Consider the following 19,150-nt stretch of genomic DNA (forward strand, 5'->3'; position numbering starts at 1 on the left):
TCGAAAAGGAGGAATCTCAGTCGATGTTGGAGATTATTTCGCGTCAGCAGGTCGAAGAATGGGCGGGCGTGACGCTTACGGACGCTCAGTTGGAGTTGCTGGTACAGGCAATCCCTTACTCGTCGATTCCAGATGCGATCGACACGATCGTGCATGAATCACTCGGTATCGGTTACAACAAGTAGCCGTGCCCGTGGCGATTCCGCGGTCGAGGTGGTCATCCTTGACGCGCCCAACTACAACGGAGTGGCTGATCCTGTGGGGCGTTACGGGTGCCGGTCCGGCGAGATTCTCGACTTCCCTCAGGTGCTGCGAGATGGGCCGCTGCCGGCGGTTGCTGGATTTTCGTGGTGGCACTTCGAGTATCCGTGGATGGCGTGCCGGGAGGCCGGGGGCGTCTCGTATATCGATGCGACGCAGCTGGGGCGGGTGTGGACCTACTGTCGAGTTCGTGCGGACACCCATCGTGTTTTCCGACCGATTCAGATGTGTCGTATGCCGGCGGCATTCGACGAACGTCGCCTTTCTGCCTGACAGAAGGAGGTCAATATGGCAACGGAACTGGGAAGCAAGACGGTTCGGTGTTCAGTTCAACGGTGCGTCGGAACGGGTTGTTGTCGGGCAACTCAACGAGGCGGGAGACGCCTTGGCCGGTGAGCCAGAGGATGCGACCGATGAGGCGGTTCGATCCGTCGCAGAGTTCGTCATCAACGCGTTCAACGGGGCGCTGGAGGTCGACTACGAGGACGGGATCGTCTATCAGATCGAGGTGGTGAAAATCGGGCGGCAACACGCGGACGGGTCCCGGTACGGTCTGCACCCGGGCGGCATGATTGTCGGGTACGAGCAGCGCGACCAGTGACGATGGGAGTCCAGGTGGAGGATCACGTCCCGGTGCGACTGCGGCAGGCGGCGGGAATCTTTGCGTGGGTGGTCCTGCTCGCCGCAGCGGCGGTTGCTCTCATCAGCCCCGAGTTGTTTTGGGTCGGGCTTCAGGCTGTGGTGAAGGCGATCTGTGCGCTGGGCCGCTGTGTCGCGAACGGTTACCTCCAATGACCGGGGGCGACACCTCTAGCGAGTTCAATACTGTAGTTGGCGATTTCGCCCCGGAATGGAACAACGACCGCGATCAGTGGTGGGACCCGGTTGAGCAGTGCTGGACTCACTGACGCGCCCGGGTTCACCATCGCAGCGACTACGCAGAACGACTGACCTGCTCCAATCTCAACGCTACATTGATGTCGAGAAAGCGCACCTCAACAGGAGATTCCGATGACGTTGCCTTCCTTGGCCGAGGAGCCGCGGATCATCGACGGCGGGTGGTGCGTGAAGGTGCTGCCGGACGGGTCCGCTTGCGTCGACGTCCTGAAGATGTTCTTCAACTACCGGGTGGTCCTCTCTCCAAGGACACCCGGATGCGTGGATCACCCCGTTACCTATTCGCGCGGGTACTGCTACTTCGGGCATGGCGTTGACCAGACCGGTGCGCCACGATCTATGCAGGGAGCGCACCTCGCGGCGATGGCAGCGGCGTCGGTGTGGGATGGCGCCGGAGATCCACCTGGATTCGACAAGAAGGTGGGTGCGCAGTGACGGTCGATCGAGGGAACGGGCCGACGCGGACCGGTGATCCGCTACCCGCCGAGTGGAATCCTGCGCCGATCGTTGCTGCGTTGCAGCTTATGGCCAGTGAACAACGCAGCGTCGAGCGGCTGCTGTTCGACTTTGGTGCAGCAGGAGCGGTCGAAGTGGTCCTCGATCTCAATCCCGCCGTGTTGACTCAGGAGGTGGCCGACGGGCTGCTGGCCCAACTGGCCGAACTCTCGCTGCTTGCCGCCAAGCAGGCGCGCCACGAGGCGGTGATTGAGGTCGAACGGGCCGGCATATTCCAGCGGTTCGCCGGGACTGCTACCGAATGAACATCAGGTGTGTGATGTGCCAGTATTGCGACAGATCTATTGATGACTGCCTCACCGAGCCGTGCGAGGAGCGCGTCGAGTGCCTCCAATCCGAATACGGCGGTTGACCGCTCTTTAGGCAGATCGCTGATCAGCTGCAGGCCTAGGTTCGCGAGCGGTGGGTACGGCCCTGGGGATCGGTTTCCGTCCGAAGCGGGGTTGATGTCCCATCTCGGAATGGCTCGCATGACCATTCGAACCGCCATCGGATGCACGGCTTATCTATACGCTCGGGTAGGGGTCTCCCGTGTCGCTGGCTGGACCGGAGTTCAGTTGGGCTGGTTGATCGTGCCGTCGTCGCCGTGCGTGGTCGACACTCGGCGGTAGCGCTCGAACTGTGCTGCGGACAACAGGTCACGGTTGAAGCGGCCGAACTGGCCGGCGTCGAACACCACGAATCGTCCGGCGGGAGTCTTGCCGATCACCCACTGGTCGACGTCGGCCCACCACGGTGCTTCTCGTAGTTCGTCGTCTGACAACTTGCGGGCGTCGACGACATCGACGCGCTCCATCTCAATGACCTGGATGCCGTCGATTTGGGCCCAAGAGCACCGGGCTACGGGGGCGGGGATTGCGCCGCGGACTTCGATGTCGTTCACGAGGTCGCCTTCGCTGCCGAAGGCGAGCTTGTAGACAACGTTTTTGTCCGGGAACACGACTCGGTGTGCCCCGATGTTGTAGTCGCCGAATCGGATCAGTAGGTGTAGCGCCTGGGGACCTATCTGGTCGAGGTCTTTGTCTCTGGATGCTCGGCGGCTGAGTTGCGCGGTGAGAGCGCATGCGCGTAGCTCGAGCGGGGACAGCGCTGCCAGTGTTTTTGAGTCTGTTCGGGAGGCGCGGATTGTTGTGATCGCTTTGGTGTAGAGGGCGTCAGCGGATGTTTGCCAGGTCATGGGAAGGTGTCCTAACTGGTCGGAGGTGCGGGCGTCGCGGTGCGTCAACGGTTGCGCGGCGGGCGATCTCTACTCAAGGCGCAGGGTTACGCGCGTAGGGCTCGGTTGTGTGCTGTTGTCGAGGTGCGTGTACTGGCGCCGCGGCCACCTGGTTGGTGACTCGGCCGGGGATCAAGGGCTGTGCGTTTGGAGGCAACTGGCCTAACGGGTAGGTGCGGCGTTCTTCGCAGGTTTGGGCGATGAAGGTTCCGATGTTCGTTTCGACTGCTAGGCAGGGTGTGTGGATGAGCGGCGGTACTCCGGTTGGCAGTAGCCAGGCTCGTGGTACCCCGTTTGGCCAGGAGGGTGCATCGTGAGCGGTGGCTGGGTTTTGGCTGCGGACGAAGACCCCCTTTCCTTGTACAGGTCGCACTACGCCCTCCTCCCGAAGAAGCTGTAGCGCCTGGCGCACGGTCATGCGCGCCACTCCGAAGTGGGCGATCAGTGCCGACTCGGATGGGAGCGGGCTTTCGGTGGCGAACTGGCCCACGTTGATCGCTTCTCGTAATACTTCAGCGATCTGCCGGAATACCGGGCGGGCGCAGGATCGGTCGATGCACCCGAGTAGTAGTTCGTTCCGCGAGCTGCGTGAAGTGTTGGCCGTGAAGTGGTGTCCGGTCGCGTCGGCCTGGTGGGTAGTGGGGTCTGGGCCGCAGCGACCCCGCCGAGATTGCCGCACCCCAACGCGTGTGTCCATTGCCAGATTCTGCGTTCCGATACCGCCTTTCCAACGAACCTCGGCTTCCTTGAGGCCTGTTTTTTCAGCGCGGCGATAATCCCAGCGAAGACCTGTGCATGCGATGGCGTCGAAGACGTACGCGGCCTGAGCCTCGTGCTCTCAACCACGGTCCCGCCGGCGGGTCGGAACCTTTTCGGTCTACCCCGCCGATGTACCCGGTACCTTCTGGAGGCCGGCAGGGGGCTTCCGCACGATGGCGTTCCGGACCGAAGGGCCAGTCCAACGGCTTGTCGGTGGGGCCTGCGATGCTGTCCGCATGAAGATGCCTTGGGCTGTCGTCGACGTCGAAACTACGGGACCCGATCCTGACGAGGACCGGGTCATTAGCATCGCCGCCCTCACCATCGACGCCGACGGGGGTGCGGGCCGGGCGGTGATCAGTTTGCTCAATCCAGGTGTGGATCCCGGTCCTACTGACATCCACGGCATCACTGCACAGATGCTGGCGGGCCGGCCGAGATTCGCCGACCTCGCCGACGACCTCGCCGAGGTTCTCAACGGCCGCGTCCTCGTTGCTCACAACGCCGCTTTCGACTACGCATTCCTGGCTGCCGAAGCTCGCCGCGCTGGCCTCGCCCTTCCGATCGGGTCGGTGCTGTGCACTGTCGAACTGGCTCGAAAGTTGAATCTGGGGGTGCGGAACGTGAAACTCGCCACGTTGGCGCAGCACTGGGACATCCCGCAGGCGCGGCCGCACGATGCGTACGACGATGCACGGGTTCTATCGCAGGTGCTGATGCGGGCACTCGCTGTTGCTCACGACAACGACGTATCGCTGCCGATTAGACTGCCGCAAACGCTTCCACAGCCCTTGTTCAGCCGTGGTGCCGTCGCTTGATCCAACGCACCGATTATCAAAGAGGCGGACAGGGCCGCAACCGGTGACCATGGTGCCGACGGTCTACCGGAAGTATTCACGGTTACCCGACGATGCGCTTCACATCTGTTCTGTCAGCGGGTGTTTCAGAGCACTCCGAGCAGTCCGGCTAGTTCTTTGAACGCCACGGATTCGGCCATTTGGGAGGCGTGTGCGTTACCGTCGTTGCCGCATGCGGCATCCGACCGGTTGATGAAGTAGATGCCGTGTGGCCGTTCATTCCATAGCGGACAGAACTTGGCGTGGACGAGCCCTGCGAGTTGTTCACGGTTCTGTGCAGCCATCATCTCGCGAGCCGCGGCGTACTGCGTACGTTTCGTGTGGTCGATGCGGGCGTCGCCGGTGCATTGGCTGACGCATTGCTTGTCGTGAAGCCAGAGGGCGATGTCGCGGAGTCGTGGTGCGGGCATCGGGGTTGTTTTCCCTTCAAGTGTTTGCGGGTGGGATCATGTCGCCGTGGCGGGTCCGGGACAGTTGCTGTAGCTGTCGACCGGATCGATCGGCAGGAGGCCGCACACCGAACAGGACTTGGCCCCGGTGAACGTGGCGCACCGCCAGATGTGCGGTGTCATCTGAGTAGCTTTGGCCGCTGCGGATTCCAGACACCATTCGCATCGGGTCTCGCCGGCGGCAGCTTGGTTACCGCAGTCACACGCCGCCGGGGCGGCCGTCACGTCTCCTCGCTTTCGAGCCATCCGCGAGCGGTGATCAGGCCGAGCGGGCCGGCGGCGACGGCCTGGTCAGGGTTGCCGTGATTCTTCACGATGAATCCCGCGATGTTTTCCGGGGTCCACTCAATCAGGATCTGAGTGCCGTAACGCTCGTAGGCAACGAGCTCACCGCCGGATGGTGTCACCCCTCCGTGGCTGTCTTTTCCGGGGATGACGCTCCATCCGTTCATTTCGGCGACTTCTGCCATTACAGCGCGCCCGTTGTACGTCATGATCAGATCCGATTCTCGGTGATGTGGTCGGTGGGGCTGTCGGCGGGCCCGGTGCGTTCTCCCCCGTCTTGGATGCGTTCGTCGGGTTCGCGGGGCTGGGGTGGGGTTGGGGGGCGGTCGTTCTGGGTTCCGTGGATCGCTTCTGCGTCGCGGATGATGCCTTGTCGTTGGTCTGTGTCGATCATTGCCAGTGCCAGTCGAATTGGCGGCCAACTAGGTCGAGTCGCTCTGAGCATTCGGTGATGAGTACGCGTAGTCCGCTCTCGTCGGGGCGCTGGAAGGGGTCGAGGTCGATCAGGTGTTCGCTTGCCCAGGCCCGTAGCGATTCTGTCCCTGGCGCTGGGACGTCGGCGTTAACGGTGCGTGTTTGTTCGGAATGCAGGGTGAAGCCGGTTACTTGTGCGCTGAGTCGCATACCGTGTCCTCTCGGGCCGTTGAGTCCTGTGGTTGTTCGGTCGTTGGTTCAAACGCCCCAGTCGAATTCGCGGCCGACGAGGTCGGGGCGCTCGGTGCAGGCGAGGATTTCGGCGAAGTAGCCGGCGTTGCCGGTGGGGTGTTTGCCATCGCCGGTCAACGGAAATAGGTGTTCGTCGGACCAGTCACGTAGGTCATCGGTGTCGCTGGGATCGGGGGCGGGGACATCAATGGTTTCGGTACGTGCATGTTCGGTTCCGTCGTAGACGTCGGTGAATTCGACGGTCATCTCCATTGGGTTTCCTTCGGGCTGGGGTTGGCTAGCGGGTGGGCGGTGTGTTGTCGGTGGGGATTACTTGGGCGACGAAGAAGTTTGGGTCTATTTCTTGGATTTCGCCGATCATCGTCCAGTTGTCGGGAAGTTTGGCGAAGGCGCCGGCCACGTCGGCGGGGTCGTGTGGGTCAAGGTCGGCCTCGTAGGGGATGGTCACGCCTCCCTGTGCGTGGTGTTCGCCGACGGTGAGTCTCGGAGAGTGGTAGGTGGCGTATTCTGCCCACCACTTGGAGTTGGTGTGGTCGTCATGCCTGGGCATCGAATCGCCTCTCGGGATCACTGGTTTCGTGATGGTGTTTCATGCGAGCGTCCATATTCTGAGGGGTCCCCCCATGGCCTGGCCGTTGTCGAGGCGGATGTTCACGTAGCCGTTGTGGTCGATGCTTTCCACTACGCCGCGGTCGTCGGGAAAGCGGTGGTGGTGGACTGTGTCTCCGACTTCGATCTTGCGAGGGGTGGTCATCGGAGTTCGCTCATTTCGTTGATCTCGATGCGGTAGTGGGCCGCCATGGTGCGAAGTACTGCGCAGGGGGCGGTCACGGTGCATTCGGGCAACAGGGTGCCTTCCCATTCACCGGCCCAGGACCCGGCGGCGGAGATGGTGCAGCCCGGGCAGATGATTTCCTGGCACGGGCATTCGGTTCCGGGGCTGTGAGCGTTGCTGATGCCGATTTCGAGGCATTCCTCGCATCGCGCTATCACGGGAAGGTGGCGGCTGGCCTGGGCCAGTAGCTGGGATCGTTGAGAGGGTTCGAGTAGTTGGCTGCCGTGGTCTAGCTTTGAGTCTTCGCCGATCGCGGTGAGTAGTCGTCGGCCCAGGTGTGGGTCGCCGCCGGCGGCGGCGATCGCCGCGGCGTCGATCTCGTCGAGGCTGGTGTACGTGGTGATCTCTTGTTCCGTTTCACCGTGGTGTAGCGCGTAGATCCAGGCGCAGTCTGCGCAACGCCCTGGATGTAGCAGCGCTGCGGTATGGCTGTATGGGCCCCACGCGGTGGCAAGCCCGACGAGGCGCCTGCAAATGGAAGCGGCGGTGACCAGGCGCGGATCTTCCCCGACGAGTTCGAGTGCTTCCAGGGCCTCTGTCCTGGTGATGATGTGGTGGTCATGATCTGCCAGACCAAACACGAATTCGCCCTCGGGCAGCGGGATGATTTCACCGGTGTTCATGCGGTCCTCTTTCGTCAATCAGGAAGCCCCATCGCGGCCATTCGTGCCGGCGAATGGGCTGCCCCCTGCCCCGTGCTGCCGCCCCCGGCGGCTGTAGTTCTGAGTCTGGCCCGCACCGATAGCCGGGTGCTGAAGCAACACGATTTGACGGGCTGTTTTCTCGGCGACGCTGACCGGGCGGTTCAGTCCTGCTCATTCGCGGGTGCCTTCGGGGCGACCGTGATCGTCGCCTTGCAGTCGTCCGGGATGACCATCACCGTGGCACCCGGGTGCAGTGCCGTGCGAAATTCACCCAGTTGAAGGACGAGAAGCGGTCTGGTCATCGATTCGGTCGGAGCATGCATCAACGGGCCCGTGAGGATGTTTCGCCCCTTGCGGATGGCTACCGTGAGGCCGACATGGCGTGAGGAGAGGGCTCCGACGTTGATTTCGAAGGGCTTCGGGTCGGCTGCCGCCTGGAGCCTGCGGGCACCTGGGACTGGCTTCAGGATCATCGATCACTCCGCATCGAAGTGACGTGCGGCATTCCGGCGCCTGACGACTGGCCCGTCGTGGCAATGAGTTCGATCATGCTGGGACCTCGCCCGGTGCGTATCCGCTCCGGCACTGCTACTGGCGGTCTTCGCGAGCCGGGTAGTCGGTGAACAACGCGACAGCGCGGATCAGTCGCTGGTCGGTAGTGCCGTGCTCCACTCGCACGTCCTCGATGATCGCGGTGTCGATTCGCAGTGTCGCGCGCTCGACCTCGCCGCGGGAGTTGATGTGCACGTCGATAGCTTTGCCGAGTACACCGGGCCCATGGAGGAAGTCGTCGGCCATTTCTGCGTCGCCGAAGATGATATGCGTGTCCTCAGCCTCTGGGCTGCTGCCGCGGATCTCGATGTAGTCTGCCGCCCGAGCTGCGGCGCGGATCGCGGCGAGTGTTTCCGCGGTGGTGTTCATCGGCCATCGCCTGATGGATGCCCGATCGCCACCACGGCGCCCCCGGCTGAGTCGGGAGCCATTGGGCCGAGGCGATTCGTTCCGGCGATGTGCGTCATCGTTCACCGGCCTCGCAAAGCTCGGCGTTGAGGACTTTCATGTCGGCGAGCGTGACACCCACGTCGGCAGCAACCAGCGCGCACTGCGCCCAGCCCAGCCACCGGCCCAGCTTCGCGTCTGAGAAATTCGAGTTGCTCACTGTCTCAAGCATCGCCCGCAGGTGCGACAGACCTAATTGGCTGCCGGGTAGCTCTGGCATTGAGTGCTGTTCGGCGATCCTGACCGTCTCTCGAAGTGCTTGGGCTTGATTCATCGCTTCTCAGTCACCCCGCTCTGCGTTGCTCGTGGCATGCACGAGCCAGCGGCTGGCCAACCACGCGACGGCTGCGACCTTGTGCTCATGTTTGGGCTCGAATGATCGCTGGATCGCCGCTAGGTGGCGGCATGCGGCTTCGACGTCGACGCCGGCGGCGGCCTGTATCGGGTAGTTGTCGGGCAGTGTGCCGGCGAACCACGCGTGCTGAAATCGTTGCCAATCCTCGCGGTGCGGGTAGTCGGCTGGGATCGCTTCCAGAGGCGGTAGCAGGTCGCCCAGTCGTGCGGGGAACGCCAGCAGCAGGTCGTCGACATGCTGCGGGTGGGCGTAGAGGTCTGCATTCGATGTCATCGTGGTGGTCCCCCGTGGTTGATGTCTGGCGGGGCAACACGCAGCTGCACTCCGTAATGCCCTGGTGCGTATGGGTCGTAGCCTGTCGGCTCGACGGAATAGCCGTGGCTACGTAACTCCTGTTCGGCGGCGCGGGCGTTGCCCCCGGAGTTCAGGTGCAGTACGACCGCTTCGCGTTGGGAATGGTCGCGTTGCACGGAGATGATCGTGCCGGGCGTGTGCCCGATTCGGCGCGCGATGGCACGTTCTGCGTGCCGTTGCACATTTCGGATGTGGACCTGCTTGATTTGGGTCATCACCGTCGCTTAGCCCAGTGAACTGCCGGGATACGAGGGGAGCCTGGATGGTGGCGGCGGGGGCGGTGGGGCGAGTGTGACAGTCACAGTCGTTGTGACCGTGGCCGCAGCAGGGCACGGGGCCGGCGGTTCCGGGTCATCGGGGTCGGCGGCTGACGGGGCGCCTACAGCCACTGTGATCGCTGCCAGCATCGACGTGATTGCGGCCAGCAGACCGGTGATGGTGATCGTTCGCCGGCGCATCTTCGCCGAATTGCGGGGGCGGAACGCGCCGGCGGGCCGACCACCGCGGCTGTGATGCACGCCGCCTGGTCTGAGGCCTAGCGGGGCGATTGGTGCGCGGAGATGGTCTAGGGCCTGGGTGAGGTCGCCAGTCGTGGGTTGTTCGTCGCTGGTCACGGCGTCCTCCTAGGTTTGGGGCTCGGCGGGCGTGAGTTGCCAGGTGGTGTCGCGGGCCCGGCGGTCGGTCGCCAGTGCTACGAATTCGCCGCGGGCCTCTTGTATCTCGCGGATGCTGCGTCGCAGGTAGGCGCATGGTTGGTTGGAGGCTTCGAGGCCGTACATTCCGTCGACTTCTAGCCGCCAGAGCATCTTGTGCCAGGTGTCGAAGATGTATTCAGGCATAGCCTCGAGTGCTTCGTCGGGCAGGGTGGGGAGTTCATCGGGGGTCGTTTCGCTCGCTATGGTTGGTATAGCCATCGTCGTCTCCTTGGTTGTGGTTTAGGTTGCTGTTAGCGGGCTCGTGGAGGTCGCTAGTTTCAGCTCCCTCGCCCGCTCGAATACCGTCTGCAATTCCTCGGTGAACGCGGCATCTGGCGTCTCGCTGGTCGTCGATTCCAGCGCGTCGACGAGCGCGCCCCATTCGTCGAACTCGAAGACCGGCAGTGATACGGATTCGGTGTCGCCCGTTCGGCTTTCGTTGTCAGTAGCCACTTCATTGGCTCCTTTGTTCCGCAGTTTCCCTTGTTGAGTTCCGTGGTCGGTCTTCACGCGATGTCACGCAGCCCAGGAGTTGAAGCTTCGCCTTGCCAGGCCGGCGACCATAACAGGAGTGCGTGTAAGGCGATGCTGCTGCCGGGGACGTGTGGAGCGCCGTCGGTGGCCCACGTTCCGTCGGCGTTCTTCTCGTAGATGGCGCCGGTCTTGCTCTTGATGACTGCGCCGTCAACACGGGCCGCTGGACTATCGCTGTGGACTGCGCCTGGTAGCGCGTCGAGTTGGTCGACGGTGGTGATGACTTCCAGCCGATTCGGGTTTCCTGTGGTCTTGGCTGGACGCTGATTTTCGAGGGCATTGATGACGGCGAGGATGGCATCGGGTGATACCGCGAAGATGAACCTGCCCATCAGGATTGCGTCTTCGGGTGCGGTGGTCGTGGAGGGGCGGAGTATGTCGATCCAGACATCGTCGTCGCGGCCCCAGTTGCCTGCCCCGAAGGAGTCGAGGTAGTCCTGCGCGCGTTTACGAAGCCCGTCGAGGTCGACGGTGTGCCGGCAGGATGTCCCCGACGACATGTCGCCATCGTCCGGGCAGTCCATGTGGTCGTGGACTTCGTGTGTCCAGGCAATCAGCGGCCGGCTCATCGCCGGGGCACCGTGGTGGGGTCAACGGTGACGCCCCGGTCTACGAGTGCTTCAGCGAGTGCGGCAGCACCAAGGGTGTGTGCGCCGTCTACCTCACGGATCAGTGCTGCAATGTTCTGGATCGTGGCTATGCGGGCAGCAGCCAGCTTCATTTCATATGCTCGCCCGCGGCCCTGCTCGGCCACGATCCTTGCGGTGCTGGCTTGGATTCTTTCCATCAGCGGTACTCCAATCCTGTGTAGGGCTCGATCCGGCGGTCCACCGGTTCCTGCGTCGAATAGGTTCCGTCGGCGTGCACCACCCCCAGCGGGAGGAATGAGTCGAAGCTGGACACACTCAGCTTGCCGTTGTCGGCGACAACTCGGAGTCGGATACCGATGTGGCCGCACCCGCCGTGGTGGGCGACGATGTGCGATATTGCCGAGCAGTGCTGGTCGATCTGTTTCAGCGCCTGCTGGTCTCCGACGGAGCCGAATCCCTCGGCTGCTTCCACGCTCCACCGTGCGAGGCCGTCTGCCTGGACTACGCCGTAGTACCCGTGGTTCAGCTGCCAATGGGGCTGGTCGTTCCAGCCGTCGGGGTCCATCAATGCCACGTGGGGCCCGGGGCGGTCGTAGCGGGCGTCTGGCACGCTTCCTGACATGGCGCTATCTCCCTCCGGTAGCGGCGGATGCAGTTCGCCGGTCACCGGCTGCGGTGCGGCGTTCCTTTGAGTGTTCCCGGCCGCACGGGTGGCCGCTGGGAGGCAGCCCGGTTCGCACGCTGTTTTTTCGCCGGCGGTCTGATTCGGCGGTGCCGCCCGGCTGCCGGGTTCAGTCCTTGATGCGGGTTCGTGCGCGCCAGCCGTAGCGTTCTTCGACCTGGGCGTGGGTCAGGCCGGCCGCAACAAGCCGTCTGGCCTTGGTGGCGTTCGTGCCGGTGAAGGGCAAGTCTTCGCCCTTGCAGGCGGCGCGCAGCGTGGCGCCGTTCGTGGCGTTCGCCAGGTTGAACTCGTCGAGGGTGATCTGTCGTTCGCCGGCGTGGAATGTCACTTTGACAGCGGTGCCGTCGACGTTGATGTACTCGTCCGGCAGTTCCGTGGGGCCGATGTCGGTCATGGGTCTCTGTCCGGTAGGTGGTCGTGGTTGAGTGGCCGATTCATCCGAGCGCGGCCCTCTAGATGCGGTCTGCTCGCGTGAATTCTGGTGCTGGTGGTAGTTGTTCGTATGGGTCGGGGAAGGCGGCGACGAATTCGTGGAGGAATTTGAGGTCCGCTTCCCGCCTTCCCAGTTCAACACGATCTTGTCTAGCGCTTCCGCGACGAAGTAGGCGGCCTGCGCGTGATCCTCGGCTAATCTGACGTTCACCGCGGTATCGGTGGCTGTGTCGCCTCGCGTTAAGGCAGCGACGATCTTGCCGAGCGGGAAGCCCACCATTCGGATGGTCGCATCCTGCATGTTCCTCCCTCATCTCTCCCGCCTTTGCGCTGCTTGAGGTTTACCACGACGGGCCGACTGAGGTCGTTTCCTGCTTGCGGGGCGAGGTGGTTTCTCAGCGCGGGTGATCGACTCGCGGCGGGTGGCAGCGGCATATTTCCGGGCGTGTCGGTTGGAATTCTGTTGACGCGGCGGCCGGCGGGTGCGAATCTGTACGACTGCCCATCTGTCGATGCAATCACGCGAGATCATGAGCCTGACCGATAAGGAATTGAGCGATCTGACCGCCGGACTGGCCGGCGGCGCCGACGTGCGCCGCCGGCCCATTGCCGATGTTGCGGCGTGGTTGGACGGCCTCGAGGTCGGTGCGCGGCCCGCGTTGCGTGCTCTTGGGGAGCTGCTGGTGGGTGTCACCGGCCGCGATGGTACGGAGAGCGCTGAGCGGTTCACGGCTCGTTGCCTCGGCGTGGCCGATTGCGGGCACCTGCTTGACGAGGAGCGTCCGCTGAGTCCCGTTGCTCGGACTACGACTGCGCTGGCGCTGGCTGAGTGGATCGATGAGTACTCGCAGGTTTGCGAGATCGGGCCTGGTGAGTACTCCAACCCGCCGAAGTGGACACAGACCGATGTCGGTGGCCAGGTGTATCGGCATCCGCTGTGCTTGCGAGTGTTCTTTCCCGCCGGCACGTTGCTGGCTGAGGCCGGGTGCGTCATCTATATCGAGGCGCGTGAGTCCGTCATGCACTCGGCGGAGGTCAGTGCCTATGTGAGGCCCGAGCATCAGGCTGATGTTCGCGTCGTGCTGGACCGGCTGGCTGAGCGTGCGAACGGTTTGAACCCGTACCGGGGACGTGCGGTGCGGGCAAGTTATTCGCGTGGATTGTCTTTGTCTGTCATTGATCTGCCGGCGACAGCGACCCGCGAGAATGTGATCGCGCCTGACGAGGTGTGGGCTGAGATCGACCTCGGGTTGGCCGCGGTGCGCGACCATCACACGGTGCTCAACGCGCACGGCCTGGGGGCGCGGCGTGGTGTCTTGTTGTGTGGGCCGCCGGGGACTGGAAAGTCCGCGGTGAGCGCGGTTGTGGCGCGTGAGGTCGTTGGCGAGTTCACGGTCGTTTACGTTGAGGCGAAGGCTGGCGCCGAGTTGCTCACCGCGGTGGTCGAGGAGGCTCAGCGTCTTGGCGGGCCGGTGCTTCTGATTTTGGAAGATGTGGATCTGTGGTGTCGTGGGCGTGCGGCCGGCGGTGGCGGTTTGTCGGAGTTGCTGCAGGCCATGGATATTCGTCCGGATGCCAGGATTCTGACGTTGGCGTCGACGAACGATACCGCGACTTTGGATAAGGCTGCGATTCGGACCGGGCGGTTTGATTCGATCGTTGAGGTCGGGTTCCCTGGCCATCGCGCGGCCGGCCGGATCCTGGCAGCCCTCGTTTCGGGCCTTCCCGGGGGCGAGGCGGTGGATGCCGCGACGGTTGTTGCCGGGTTTCCCGCAAACACCAGCGGGAGCGATATCCGTGAGATTGTTCGCCGCGCTGTGCTGGCGGCCAAGGATGGGGGCGTCAGCACAGCGTCCCTGATTGCGGAGGTGGGTTCAGGCCGGTATCGGCCGGTCGTTCCTGATGGGATGTATCTGTAATGCAGGACAAGGAGTTTCCGGAACTTACCGAGGCGGAAAAGGTCCGTTGGGCGGCGGCGACGTCTGACATGCGCGAGTTATCTGTGCATCTGCGGGAGGGGACTGCATCGAATGAAGAAGCGTTGGGCGCGTTGAATCGGCTCGCGTCCTGCGATGTCGATCGGGACAAGCTGCTCAACTCTCTTCATGTGCCCGCTGACGCCGGCAAGCACGCGGATGCGCTAGGGCGGATCTTGCGGAGAATCCCCGACGGGTGGGGCCGCTGGATCAGCCTCGACGCCGGTTGGTATCCGCTGGTGGCCACGCTCGATGAGCAGCTCGCTGGGATCGACCCCGACTACGTTGTGCACCAGGTGAAGGAAAAGTTAGGCGGTCTCCGCTATTACTGTCAGCCCAGTGAGGCCCGGCGGTCGGCATTGTGGGCGATGTTCCGCGACATCATCACTGCGGCCGAGCAGGTCGCGGAGATCACCTGCGAGCGTTGCGGGGAGCCGGGGATTCTGCATGACCGCAACCGCTGGCTCAAGACATTGTGCGCGTCGTGCGCTGAATCGCTGGGCTACCGGCCCGCGGCGCGGGAATAGGGCCACGACCCGTGTACCCGATGCGGGCATCTATCTTTCGACCCGATGGGTGACGTTGAACGGGTGTGATCGGGTTTTGTTGAGCCGCTTGGTTGTTCCGCCTTCCCGGCAGCATGGTTGGCGTTCGAGGCGTTGGAGTAGTCGTGGCTGGTTTTGCGTCCGGTGACCGCCCGAGGTGTCCGTTCTCATTGATTCTGGGGCATTCTCATTGAATCTGGGGTAAGTGCGTGTCTTTCTCATTGAATCTGGGGCACGAGGCTTAGCGTTTATGTGTGCTGACGTCGGCTGTTTCGGCTGGGCCAGGTGTAGCGAGTGCAGTGGACTTGGAGTTCAACACCCGCGAGGGATGCACGCGGCAATCGCTGGACCGATGTGCTGCAACCCGGTTTGAGTTGGACTGTTCACCAGTGCGGAATTTCCCCTCGTTTCGAGGTCAGCGTAACTTTCCCGGGCTGTGGTGGTTCGCCACAACCGGCGCACATGTAGGTCACGAGTCCTGGGTAGAACGTGACCAGTTGATGGCGTTGGATGCCGATCCGGATGTTGTTGGTGTTCTGTCGCAACCATTTTGGATTCATTGGCGTGACGGCACGCGGCATGCTCCTGACTACTTCGTGCGGCGCCGCGATGGATCTGTCGTCGTAGTCGACGTTCGTGAGGACGACCGGATCTCTGACGCTGATCGGGACGTGTTCGATCGGTCTGCCGCCACGTGCGCGATGGTCGGTTGGGATTACCTGCGTGTCGGTTCCCTCGATCCAGTGCTGCGGGCGAATCTACGTTGGTTGTCGGGTTATCGGCATCCGCGAGTATTGAAGATCGGTTTGGCTGATCAACTGGCGGAGGTCTTCGCTCGGGTCCGTCCGTTGATGGCTGGTGTGCACGCGGTCGGGACTCCTTTGGTGGTGCTGCCCGTACTGTTTCATCTGCTCTGGCACGGCCGTTTAGTTGCCGATCTGCAAGGAGCGGCACTTGGCGACGACACGGCGATTGGCCTCGGGACCGGGTGGTGACCTGACGTGCGAACGGGTGTCGTCCGAGAGGGAGACGAAATCCGTTTATCAGCAGGTGTTTTCACCGTCGTAACCCTGTCGGGCGGATCAGCTCGACTGGTTGACGCTGTCGGCGAGCAGATTGTGGTGCCGCTCTCGCAGCTGATGGTTGATCCGGCATTGGAATTGGTGTCGGGGTCGCGACCGCCACTGTGTTCTGAGGAAATGCTGGCTGGCATTCCCGAGGCAGCCGTCGAGCAAGCACGGTGGTGGGAGCGCCACATCGTGGAGATCCTCAGCGGCCGCCCGCCTGGGACGGCCGCGGGCATTCGTCCCCGCCCAGAGTTCGACACGGCGAAACGATCTCTGCGGCAGCGTGAGCTGGCCAAGTTGGACGAGCTGCGTGCCGCCGGCCACGACGTGAGTCGGAATGCGTTGCAGCGTCGCCGATTTGCCTACGAACGGGACGGGCTCCTGGGAGTGGTTGACGGGCGCCATAATCGGCGGCGCGCGGTATTCGGCCGTGTGGACGACCGTGTCGTCGCCGCGGTGCGGGATGCGATCGAGGGCGAGACCGACCTGTCAACGGGAACGGTGCAGCGTCTGCAACGGCGGGTCGCCAAGACGCTGGTGGCCACCTATGGTGCCGACGACGCGCCCGCGATGCCGTCGCAGCCCACCTTCTACCGGCTGGTCAAGCGCCTCGCGGAAGGACGGCACACGTTCGGGTCAGCACGGACGCGGCGATCGCTGTCCAAGCAGCCCGATGGCCCATTCGGGTCGATCACCGTGGTGCGCCCCGGCGAGATGGTGGAAATCGATTCAACCCTTCTGGATGTACGGGTAGTGCTCGATGACGGCATGGTAGACCGAGTCGAGCTGACTGCGATGGTCGACAACGCTACGCGGTCCATCCCGGCCGCGGTGCTGCGACCGACGACCAAAGCAGTGGACGCGTCACTGCTCTTGGCGCGGGCATTGACGCCCGAACCGATGCGCCCGGGATGGGCCGATGCGCTGCGGATGTCCCGGTCGGTACTTCCGCACCACAGCCTGACCAGTGTCGATCAGCGCCTGGCCGATGCTGCGGCCAGGCCGGTGATCGCTCCCGAGACGATCGTCTGCGATCACGGGAAAGCGTATCTGTCCCAAACATTTCGGCAAGCGTGCTGCACATTGGGGATCAATCTGCAGCCGGCTCATCCCGACTGCCCGACCGATAAGCCGAAGATCGAGCGGACATTGCAGTCGGTGGGCACCCTGTTCGCACAGTACGTGGCCGGTTACGTCGGTTCATCGGTGGAGCGGCGTGGGAAAAACGCCGAGGACGACGCGGTGTGGTCGATGATTGAGCTGCAGGCGCTGCTGGACGAGTGGATCATCGCGGTGTGGCAGAACCGCCCCCACGATGGCCTGCGGGATCCGGTGACGCCGGGGAAAGCGTTGTCTCCCAACGAGAAATACACTGCCCTCGTTGAGGTGGCTGGCTATGTACCGGTCCCACTGGACGCCGACGACTATATCGAATTGCTTCCCGTGCAGTGGCGCACAATCAACAGTTACGGGGTCCGGATCAACCATCGCACCTATGACGCCAAGGCGCTCAACCCATACCGGCGCCAGCATTCCGGGGTCGATGCCCGTAACGGACAGTGGGAAGTGCACTACGACCCGTATGACGTGTCGAGGATTTGGGTGCGCAATCACCACGAAGACGGATGGCTGGCCGCGACGTGGACGCACCTTCGGTCCTCGCCGGTGCCGTTCGGCGAGACACTGTGGCGCCACGCCCGCTCCGTAGCCGACCGCAGAGGGGCCCAGAAGACCCAGGAAGCGGAGATTGCGGCCATCGCGGAGGACTTGCTGGACCGCGCCGCCGCTGGGCCGCAGCAGCAGACGAAAGCCGAGCGCCGAGTGACTGGACGGACCAGCGCCGCGAGCGCCGGCCGGGACTGGCCGGACCCGACGGAATCATCCGAACATCATGGCCCGTCACCGTCGGAACGGGCCGCCGACAACGAGACTTTCGACGATGACGGCGAGATGGCGGAGGTCATACCCCTGCCGGTGTTTGATGCACGCAAGGAGGCCCAAACGTGGCGACTGTGACCGAGATTGCGGCGGTGGGTCAGTTAGAGGATCGCCGCCAGCCGACCACGACGCTGGAGGGCTGGCGGCGTTTTGTTGATGCCGATCCGCCGGAGTTCACGTTGCTCGCCGACGACGAGTGGGCCAGCCTCGGTGAGGACGAGCGGACGGCCTACAACGAGGCCCGGGTTGCGCATCATTCGGAGCTGGTGGTGGTCACCACGTCGGCGATCGAAGCGATCACCCATCAGGGCCGGCTGTTGACATTGCTCAACCAGCGCGAGATCGGGGCCCGGCGCGGGCTGATCATCTCCGGCGGGGCAGCGACGGGGAAAACTACGGCGATCAAGCAACTGGGTCGGTTTCACGAATTGCGCACCCGTGCACGGTTTCCCGGCGATGAGAGCCGGATTCCGGTGGTGTATGTGACGGCCCCGCCGAAAGGGTCGCCCCGCAAGTTGGCGATGGAGTTCGCACGGTTTCTGGGGCTTCCCACGCTCAATCAGCGGATGAACGTGACCGATATTTCCGATGCCGTGTGCCAGGTGCTCATCGATGCCCGTACCGACATCGTGGTGGTCGATGAAATCCACAACCTCAACCTCGACACCCGCGCCGGCGAAGAACTGTCCGACCACCTCAAATACTTCACCGAGCATCTGCCTGCGACATTCGTTTACGCCGGGATCGAAGTGGAACGCTCGGGGCTGTTCACCGGCACGCGGGGACGGCAGTTGGCCGGCCGTTGCGGGGTGATCCACACCAGCGCATTCCCCGACGCCAAGGAGTGGCGACAACTCGTCGCCGCCATGGAAGGTACCTTGCGTCTGCATCGACACGAACCGGGAAGCCTTGTCGCCCAGGCCCGTTACCTGCACCGCCGCACCGGCGGGATGATCGGCAGCCTGGCCCACTTGATCCGGGCTTCAGCAATCCAAGCGATGCTCGACGGCACCGAGCACATCACCCGCGAGGCCATGGACGATATTTTGATCGACTACGCCGCCCACACGGCCGCGGCCCGCACGGCCAGCTGACGTGGCAACTGTCAGGCCGTGGCCGCGCGGACCACGCCAGCGGCTCCCGCGAACGATCGCACCGTTCCGTTGGGAAGCCGTATCGTCCTACATCGACAGGCTGGCCCGCGCCAACCATATCGGCGTCTCCACACTGCGCGGCCATGTCGCCGAATCATGCGCAGCCCGGCCGCGACCGGACTGGTTGGCCGTCGTCAGCGGCCAACCTGAGCAGGTAATCCGGTCCCGTCTCTGCGGGCTTGCTGGCGACCCCACCGCGCTCAAGCAATATCTCCGCCGCCCTTTGTGTCAAAGATGTATGGCACGCAAGGGAATACACGAACCCGTCTACTGCTACCTGCCTGCACATGTCTCCGTATGCCACCGTCACCGACGCTGGATCGGTTCACCAACGCGCGTTCTTGACGACCAGGTGGATCTTCGTGACCGGCCCACGGTGCTCAGTGCCGGGCGCACGCATCGGCGCTTGGCCCGTCAGTATTCAGAGGTCGACCTTCATGACGC

Annotated in this window: 30 protein-coding genes; 12 read left to right on the top strand and 18 right to left on the bottom strand. The window is 63.5% G+C overall.

The genetic code is table 11. The annotated features are described in order from the left end of the window. Nucleotides 1-23: 23 nt before the first annotated feature. From AC5Y36_RS02395 to AC5Y36_RS02415, 5 genes are all read left to right on the top strand, one after another. Nucleotides 24-185, top strand: a complete 162-nt coding sequence (locus tag AC5Y36_RS02395) for a hypothetical protein (protein WP_500039257.1) — start codon at nt 24-26, stop codon at nt 183-185. Nucleotides 186-409: 224 nt separating this feature from the next. Beyond that, nucleotides 410-862 (top strand): DUF7446 family protein, encoded by a 453-nt coding sequence (locus tag AC5Y36_RS02400; RefSeq protein WP_500039258.1) that lies wholly within the window; start codon nt 410-412, stop codon nt 860-862. A 14-nt stretch (nt 863-876) separates the two neighbouring features. Continuing rightward, entirely contained in the window at nt 877-1,056 is a 180-nt protein-coding gene (locus AC5Y36_RS02405) for a hypothetical protein (protein WP_500039259.1), read from the top strand. Nucleotides 1,057-1,272: 216 nt separating this feature from the next. Then, nucleotides 1,273-1,593 carry a hypothetical protein gene (locus tag AC5Y36_RS02410; protein ID WP_500039260.1) on the top strand — a complete coding sequence of 107 codons (321 nt, stop codon included), beginning with the start codon at nt 1,273-1,275 and terminating at the stop codon, nt 1,591-1,593. Then, nucleotides 1,590-1,919, top strand: a complete 330-nt coding sequence (locus tag AC5Y36_RS02415; RefSeq protein ID WP_500039261.1) for a hypothetical protein — start codon at nt 1,590-1,592, stop codon at nt 1,917-1,919. The genes AC5Y36_RS02410 and AC5Y36_RS02415 overlap by 4 nt, the downstream gene beginning before the upstream one ends. A 308-nt stretch (nt 1,920-2,227) precedes the next feature. Here AC5Y36_RS02415 and AC5Y36_RS02420 read toward each other — a convergent pair whose 3' ends face one another. Further along, nucleotides 2,228-2,851, bottom strand: a complete 624-nt coding sequence (locus AC5Y36_RS02420) for a hypothetical protein (protein ID WP_500039262.1) — start codon at nt 2,849-2,851, stop codon at nt 2,228-2,230. Nucleotides 2,852-2,924: 73 nt separating this feature from the next. Then, nucleotides 2,925-3,587 carry a GntR family transcriptional regulator gene (locus AC5Y36_RS02425; RefSeq protein ID WP_500039263.1) on the bottom strand — a complete coding sequence of 221 codons (663 nt, stop codon included), beginning with the start codon at nt 3,585-3,587 and terminating at the stop codon, nt 2,925-2,927. Nucleotides 3,588-3,822: 235 nt separating this feature from the next. On the opposite strand from AC5Y36_RS02425, the gene AC5Y36_RS02430 reads away from it, so the two are divergent. Continuing rightward, nucleotides 3,823-4,467, top strand: a complete 645-nt coding sequence (locus AC5Y36_RS02430) for an exonuclease domain-containing protein (protein ID WP_500039264.1) — start codon at nt 3,823-3,825, stop codon at nt 4,465-4,467. A gap of 125 nt (nt 4,468-4,592) precedes the next feature. Here AC5Y36_RS02430 and AC5Y36_RS02435 read toward each other — a convergent pair whose 3' ends face one another. The 11 genes from AC5Y36_RS02435 to AC5Y36_RS02485 form a co-directional block, all read right to left on the bottom strand. Further along, nucleotides 4,593-4,916, bottom strand: a complete 324-nt coding sequence (locus AC5Y36_RS02435; RefSeq protein WP_500039265.1) for a hypothetical protein — start codon at nt 4,914-4,916, stop codon at nt 4,593-4,595. 260 nt (nt 4,917-5,176) lie between these two features. After that, nucleotides 5,177-5,449 carry a hypothetical protein gene (locus AC5Y36_RS02440; protein ID WP_500039266.1) on the bottom strand — a complete coding sequence of 91 codons (273 nt, stop codon included), beginning with the start codon at nt 5,447-5,449 and terminating at the stop codon, nt 5,177-5,179. 2 nt (nt 5,450-5,451) lie between these two features. Next, nucleotides 5,452-5,634 (bottom strand): hypothetical protein, encoded by a 183-nt coding sequence (locus AC5Y36_RS02445; protein ID WP_500039267.1) that lies wholly within the window; start codon nt 5,632-5,634, stop codon nt 5,452-5,454. Between the two features lie 278 nt (nt 5,635-5,912). Next, complete coding sequence (locus AC5Y36_RS02450) at nt 5,913-6,158, bottom strand: hypothetical protein (RefSeq protein WP_500039268.1); 246 nt, start codon at nt 6,156-6,158, stop codon at nt 5,913-5,915. Between the two features lie 25 nt (nt 6,159-6,183). Further along, nucleotides 6,184-6,456 (bottom strand): hypothetical protein, encoded by a 273-nt coding sequence (locus tag AC5Y36_RS02455; protein ID WP_500039269.1) that lies wholly within the window; start codon nt 6,454-6,456, stop codon nt 6,184-6,186. 39 nt (nt 6,457-6,495) lie between these two features. After that, entirely contained in the window at nt 6,496-6,660 is a 165-nt protein-coding gene (locus AC5Y36_RS02460) for a hypothetical protein (RefSeq protein ID WP_500039270.1), read from the bottom strand. Continuing rightward, nucleotides 6,657-7,364 carry a hypothetical protein gene (locus AC5Y36_RS02465; protein WP_500039271.1) on the bottom strand — a complete coding sequence of 236 codons (708 nt, stop codon included), beginning with the start codon at nt 7,362-7,364 and terminating at the stop codon, nt 6,657-6,659. Before AC5Y36_RS02465 ends, AC5Y36_RS02460 begins: the two co-directional genes overlap by 4 nt. A gap of 182 nt (nt 7,365-7,546) precedes the next feature. Further along, complete coding sequence (locus AC5Y36_RS02470; RefSeq protein ID WP_500039272.1) at nt 7,547-7,858, bottom strand: hypothetical protein; 312 nt, start codon at nt 7,856-7,858, stop codon at nt 7,547-7,549. Nucleotides 7,859-7,973: 115 nt separating this feature from the next. Beyond that, nucleotides 7,974-8,306 (bottom strand): hypothetical protein, encoded by a 333-nt coding sequence (locus tag AC5Y36_RS02475; protein ID WP_500039273.1) that lies wholly within the window; start codon nt 8,304-8,306, stop codon nt 7,974-7,976. Between the two features lie 94 nt (nt 8,307-8,400). Next, nucleotides 8,401-8,544 (bottom strand): hypothetical protein, encoded by a 144-nt coding sequence (locus AC5Y36_RS02480; protein WP_500039274.1) that lies wholly within the window; start codon nt 8,542-8,544, stop codon nt 8,401-8,403. A gap of 120 nt (nt 8,545-8,664) precedes the next feature. Further along, on the bottom strand, nt 8,665-9,012 hold the full coding sequence (locus AC5Y36_RS02485) for a hypothetical protein (protein ID WP_500039275.1): 348 nt from the start codon (nt 9,010-9,012) through the stop codon (nt 8,665-8,667). Between the two features lie 155 nt (nt 9,013-9,167). On the opposite strand from AC5Y36_RS02485, the gene AC5Y36_RS02490 reads away from it, so the two are divergent. Continuing rightward, on the top strand, nt 9,168-9,329 hold the full coding sequence (locus tag AC5Y36_RS02490) for a hypothetical protein (protein WP_500039276.1): 162 nt from the start codon (nt 9,168-9,170) through the stop codon (nt 9,327-9,329). Nucleotides 9,330-9,716: 387 nt separating this feature from the next. Here AC5Y36_RS02490 and AC5Y36_RS02495 read toward each other — a convergent pair whose 3' ends face one another. The 5 genes from AC5Y36_RS02495 to AC5Y36_RS02515 form a co-directional block, all read right to left on the bottom strand. Next, a complete protein-coding gene (locus tag AC5Y36_RS02495) occupies nt 9,717-10,007 on the bottom strand; it encodes a hypothetical protein (protein ID WP_500039277.1) in 291 nt (96 codons plus the stop codon). Between the two features lie 21 nt (nt 10,008-10,028). Further along, nucleotides 10,029-10,241, bottom strand: coding sequence for a hypothetical protein (locus AC5Y36_RS02500; RefSeq protein WP_500039278.1), 213 nt, complete (start codon nt 10,239-10,241; stop codon nt 10,029-10,031). Between the two features lie 53 nt (nt 10,242-10,294). Beyond that, complete coding sequence (locus tag AC5Y36_RS02505; protein WP_500039279.1) at nt 10,295-10,891, bottom strand: hypothetical protein; 597 nt, start codon at nt 10,889-10,891, stop codon at nt 10,295-10,297. 217 nt (nt 10,892-11,108) lie between these two features. Then, nucleotides 11,109-11,534 (bottom strand): hypothetical protein, encoded by a 426-nt coding sequence (locus AC5Y36_RS02510; RefSeq protein ID WP_500039280.1) that lies wholly within the window; start codon nt 11,532-11,534, stop codon nt 11,109-11,111. 169 nt (nt 11,535-11,703) lie between these two features. Next, entirely contained in the window at nt 11,704-12,327 is a 624-nt protein-coding gene (locus AC5Y36_RS02515) for a hypothetical protein (RefSeq protein WP_500039281.1), read from the bottom strand. 229 nt (nt 12,328-12,556) lie between these two features. Between AC5Y36_RS02515 and AC5Y36_RS02520 the strand changes: the two genes are divergently transcribed. The 5 genes from AC5Y36_RS02520 to AC5Y36_RS02540 all read left to right on the top strand — a co-directional run bounded on the left by AC5Y36_RS02520 (nt 12,557) and on the right by AC5Y36_RS02540 (nt 18,646). Further along, entirely contained in the window at nt 12,557-13,945 is a 1,389-nt protein-coding gene (locus AC5Y36_RS02520) for an AAA family ATPase (protein ID WP_500039282.1), read from the top strand. Continuing rightward, on the top strand, nt 13,945-14,529 hold the full coding sequence (locus tag AC5Y36_RS02525) for a hypothetical protein (protein ID WP_500039283.1): 585 nt from the start codon (nt 13,945-13,947) through the stop codon (nt 14,527-14,529). Before AC5Y36_RS02520 ends, AC5Y36_RS02525 begins: the two co-directional genes overlap by 1 nt. A 272-nt stretch (nt 14,530-14,801) precedes the next feature. Then, on the top strand, nt 14,802-15,542 hold the full coding sequence (locus tag AC5Y36_RS02530) for a TnsA-like heteromeric transposase endonuclease subunit (protein ID WP_011894084.1): 741 nt from the start codon (nt 14,802-14,804) through the stop codon (nt 15,540-15,542). A 123-nt stretch (nt 15,543-15,665) separates the two neighbouring features. Beyond that, on the top strand, nt 15,666-17,630 hold the full coding sequence (locus AC5Y36_RS02535; RefSeq protein ID WP_005148662.1) for a TnsB C-terminal domain-containing protein: 1,965 nt from the start codon (nt 15,666-15,668) through the stop codon (nt 17,628-17,630). After that, nucleotides 17,618-18,646 (top strand): TniB family NTP-binding protein, encoded by a 1,029-nt coding sequence (locus tag AC5Y36_RS02540; protein WP_005148661.1) that lies wholly within the window; start codon nt 17,618-17,620, stop codon nt 18,644-18,646. Before AC5Y36_RS02535 ends, AC5Y36_RS02540 begins: the two co-directional genes overlap by 13 nt. The last annotated feature ends 504 nt before the right edge of the window (nt 18,647-19,150 follow it).

This window comes from Mycobacterium sp. NGS50 (assembly GCF_059812545.1).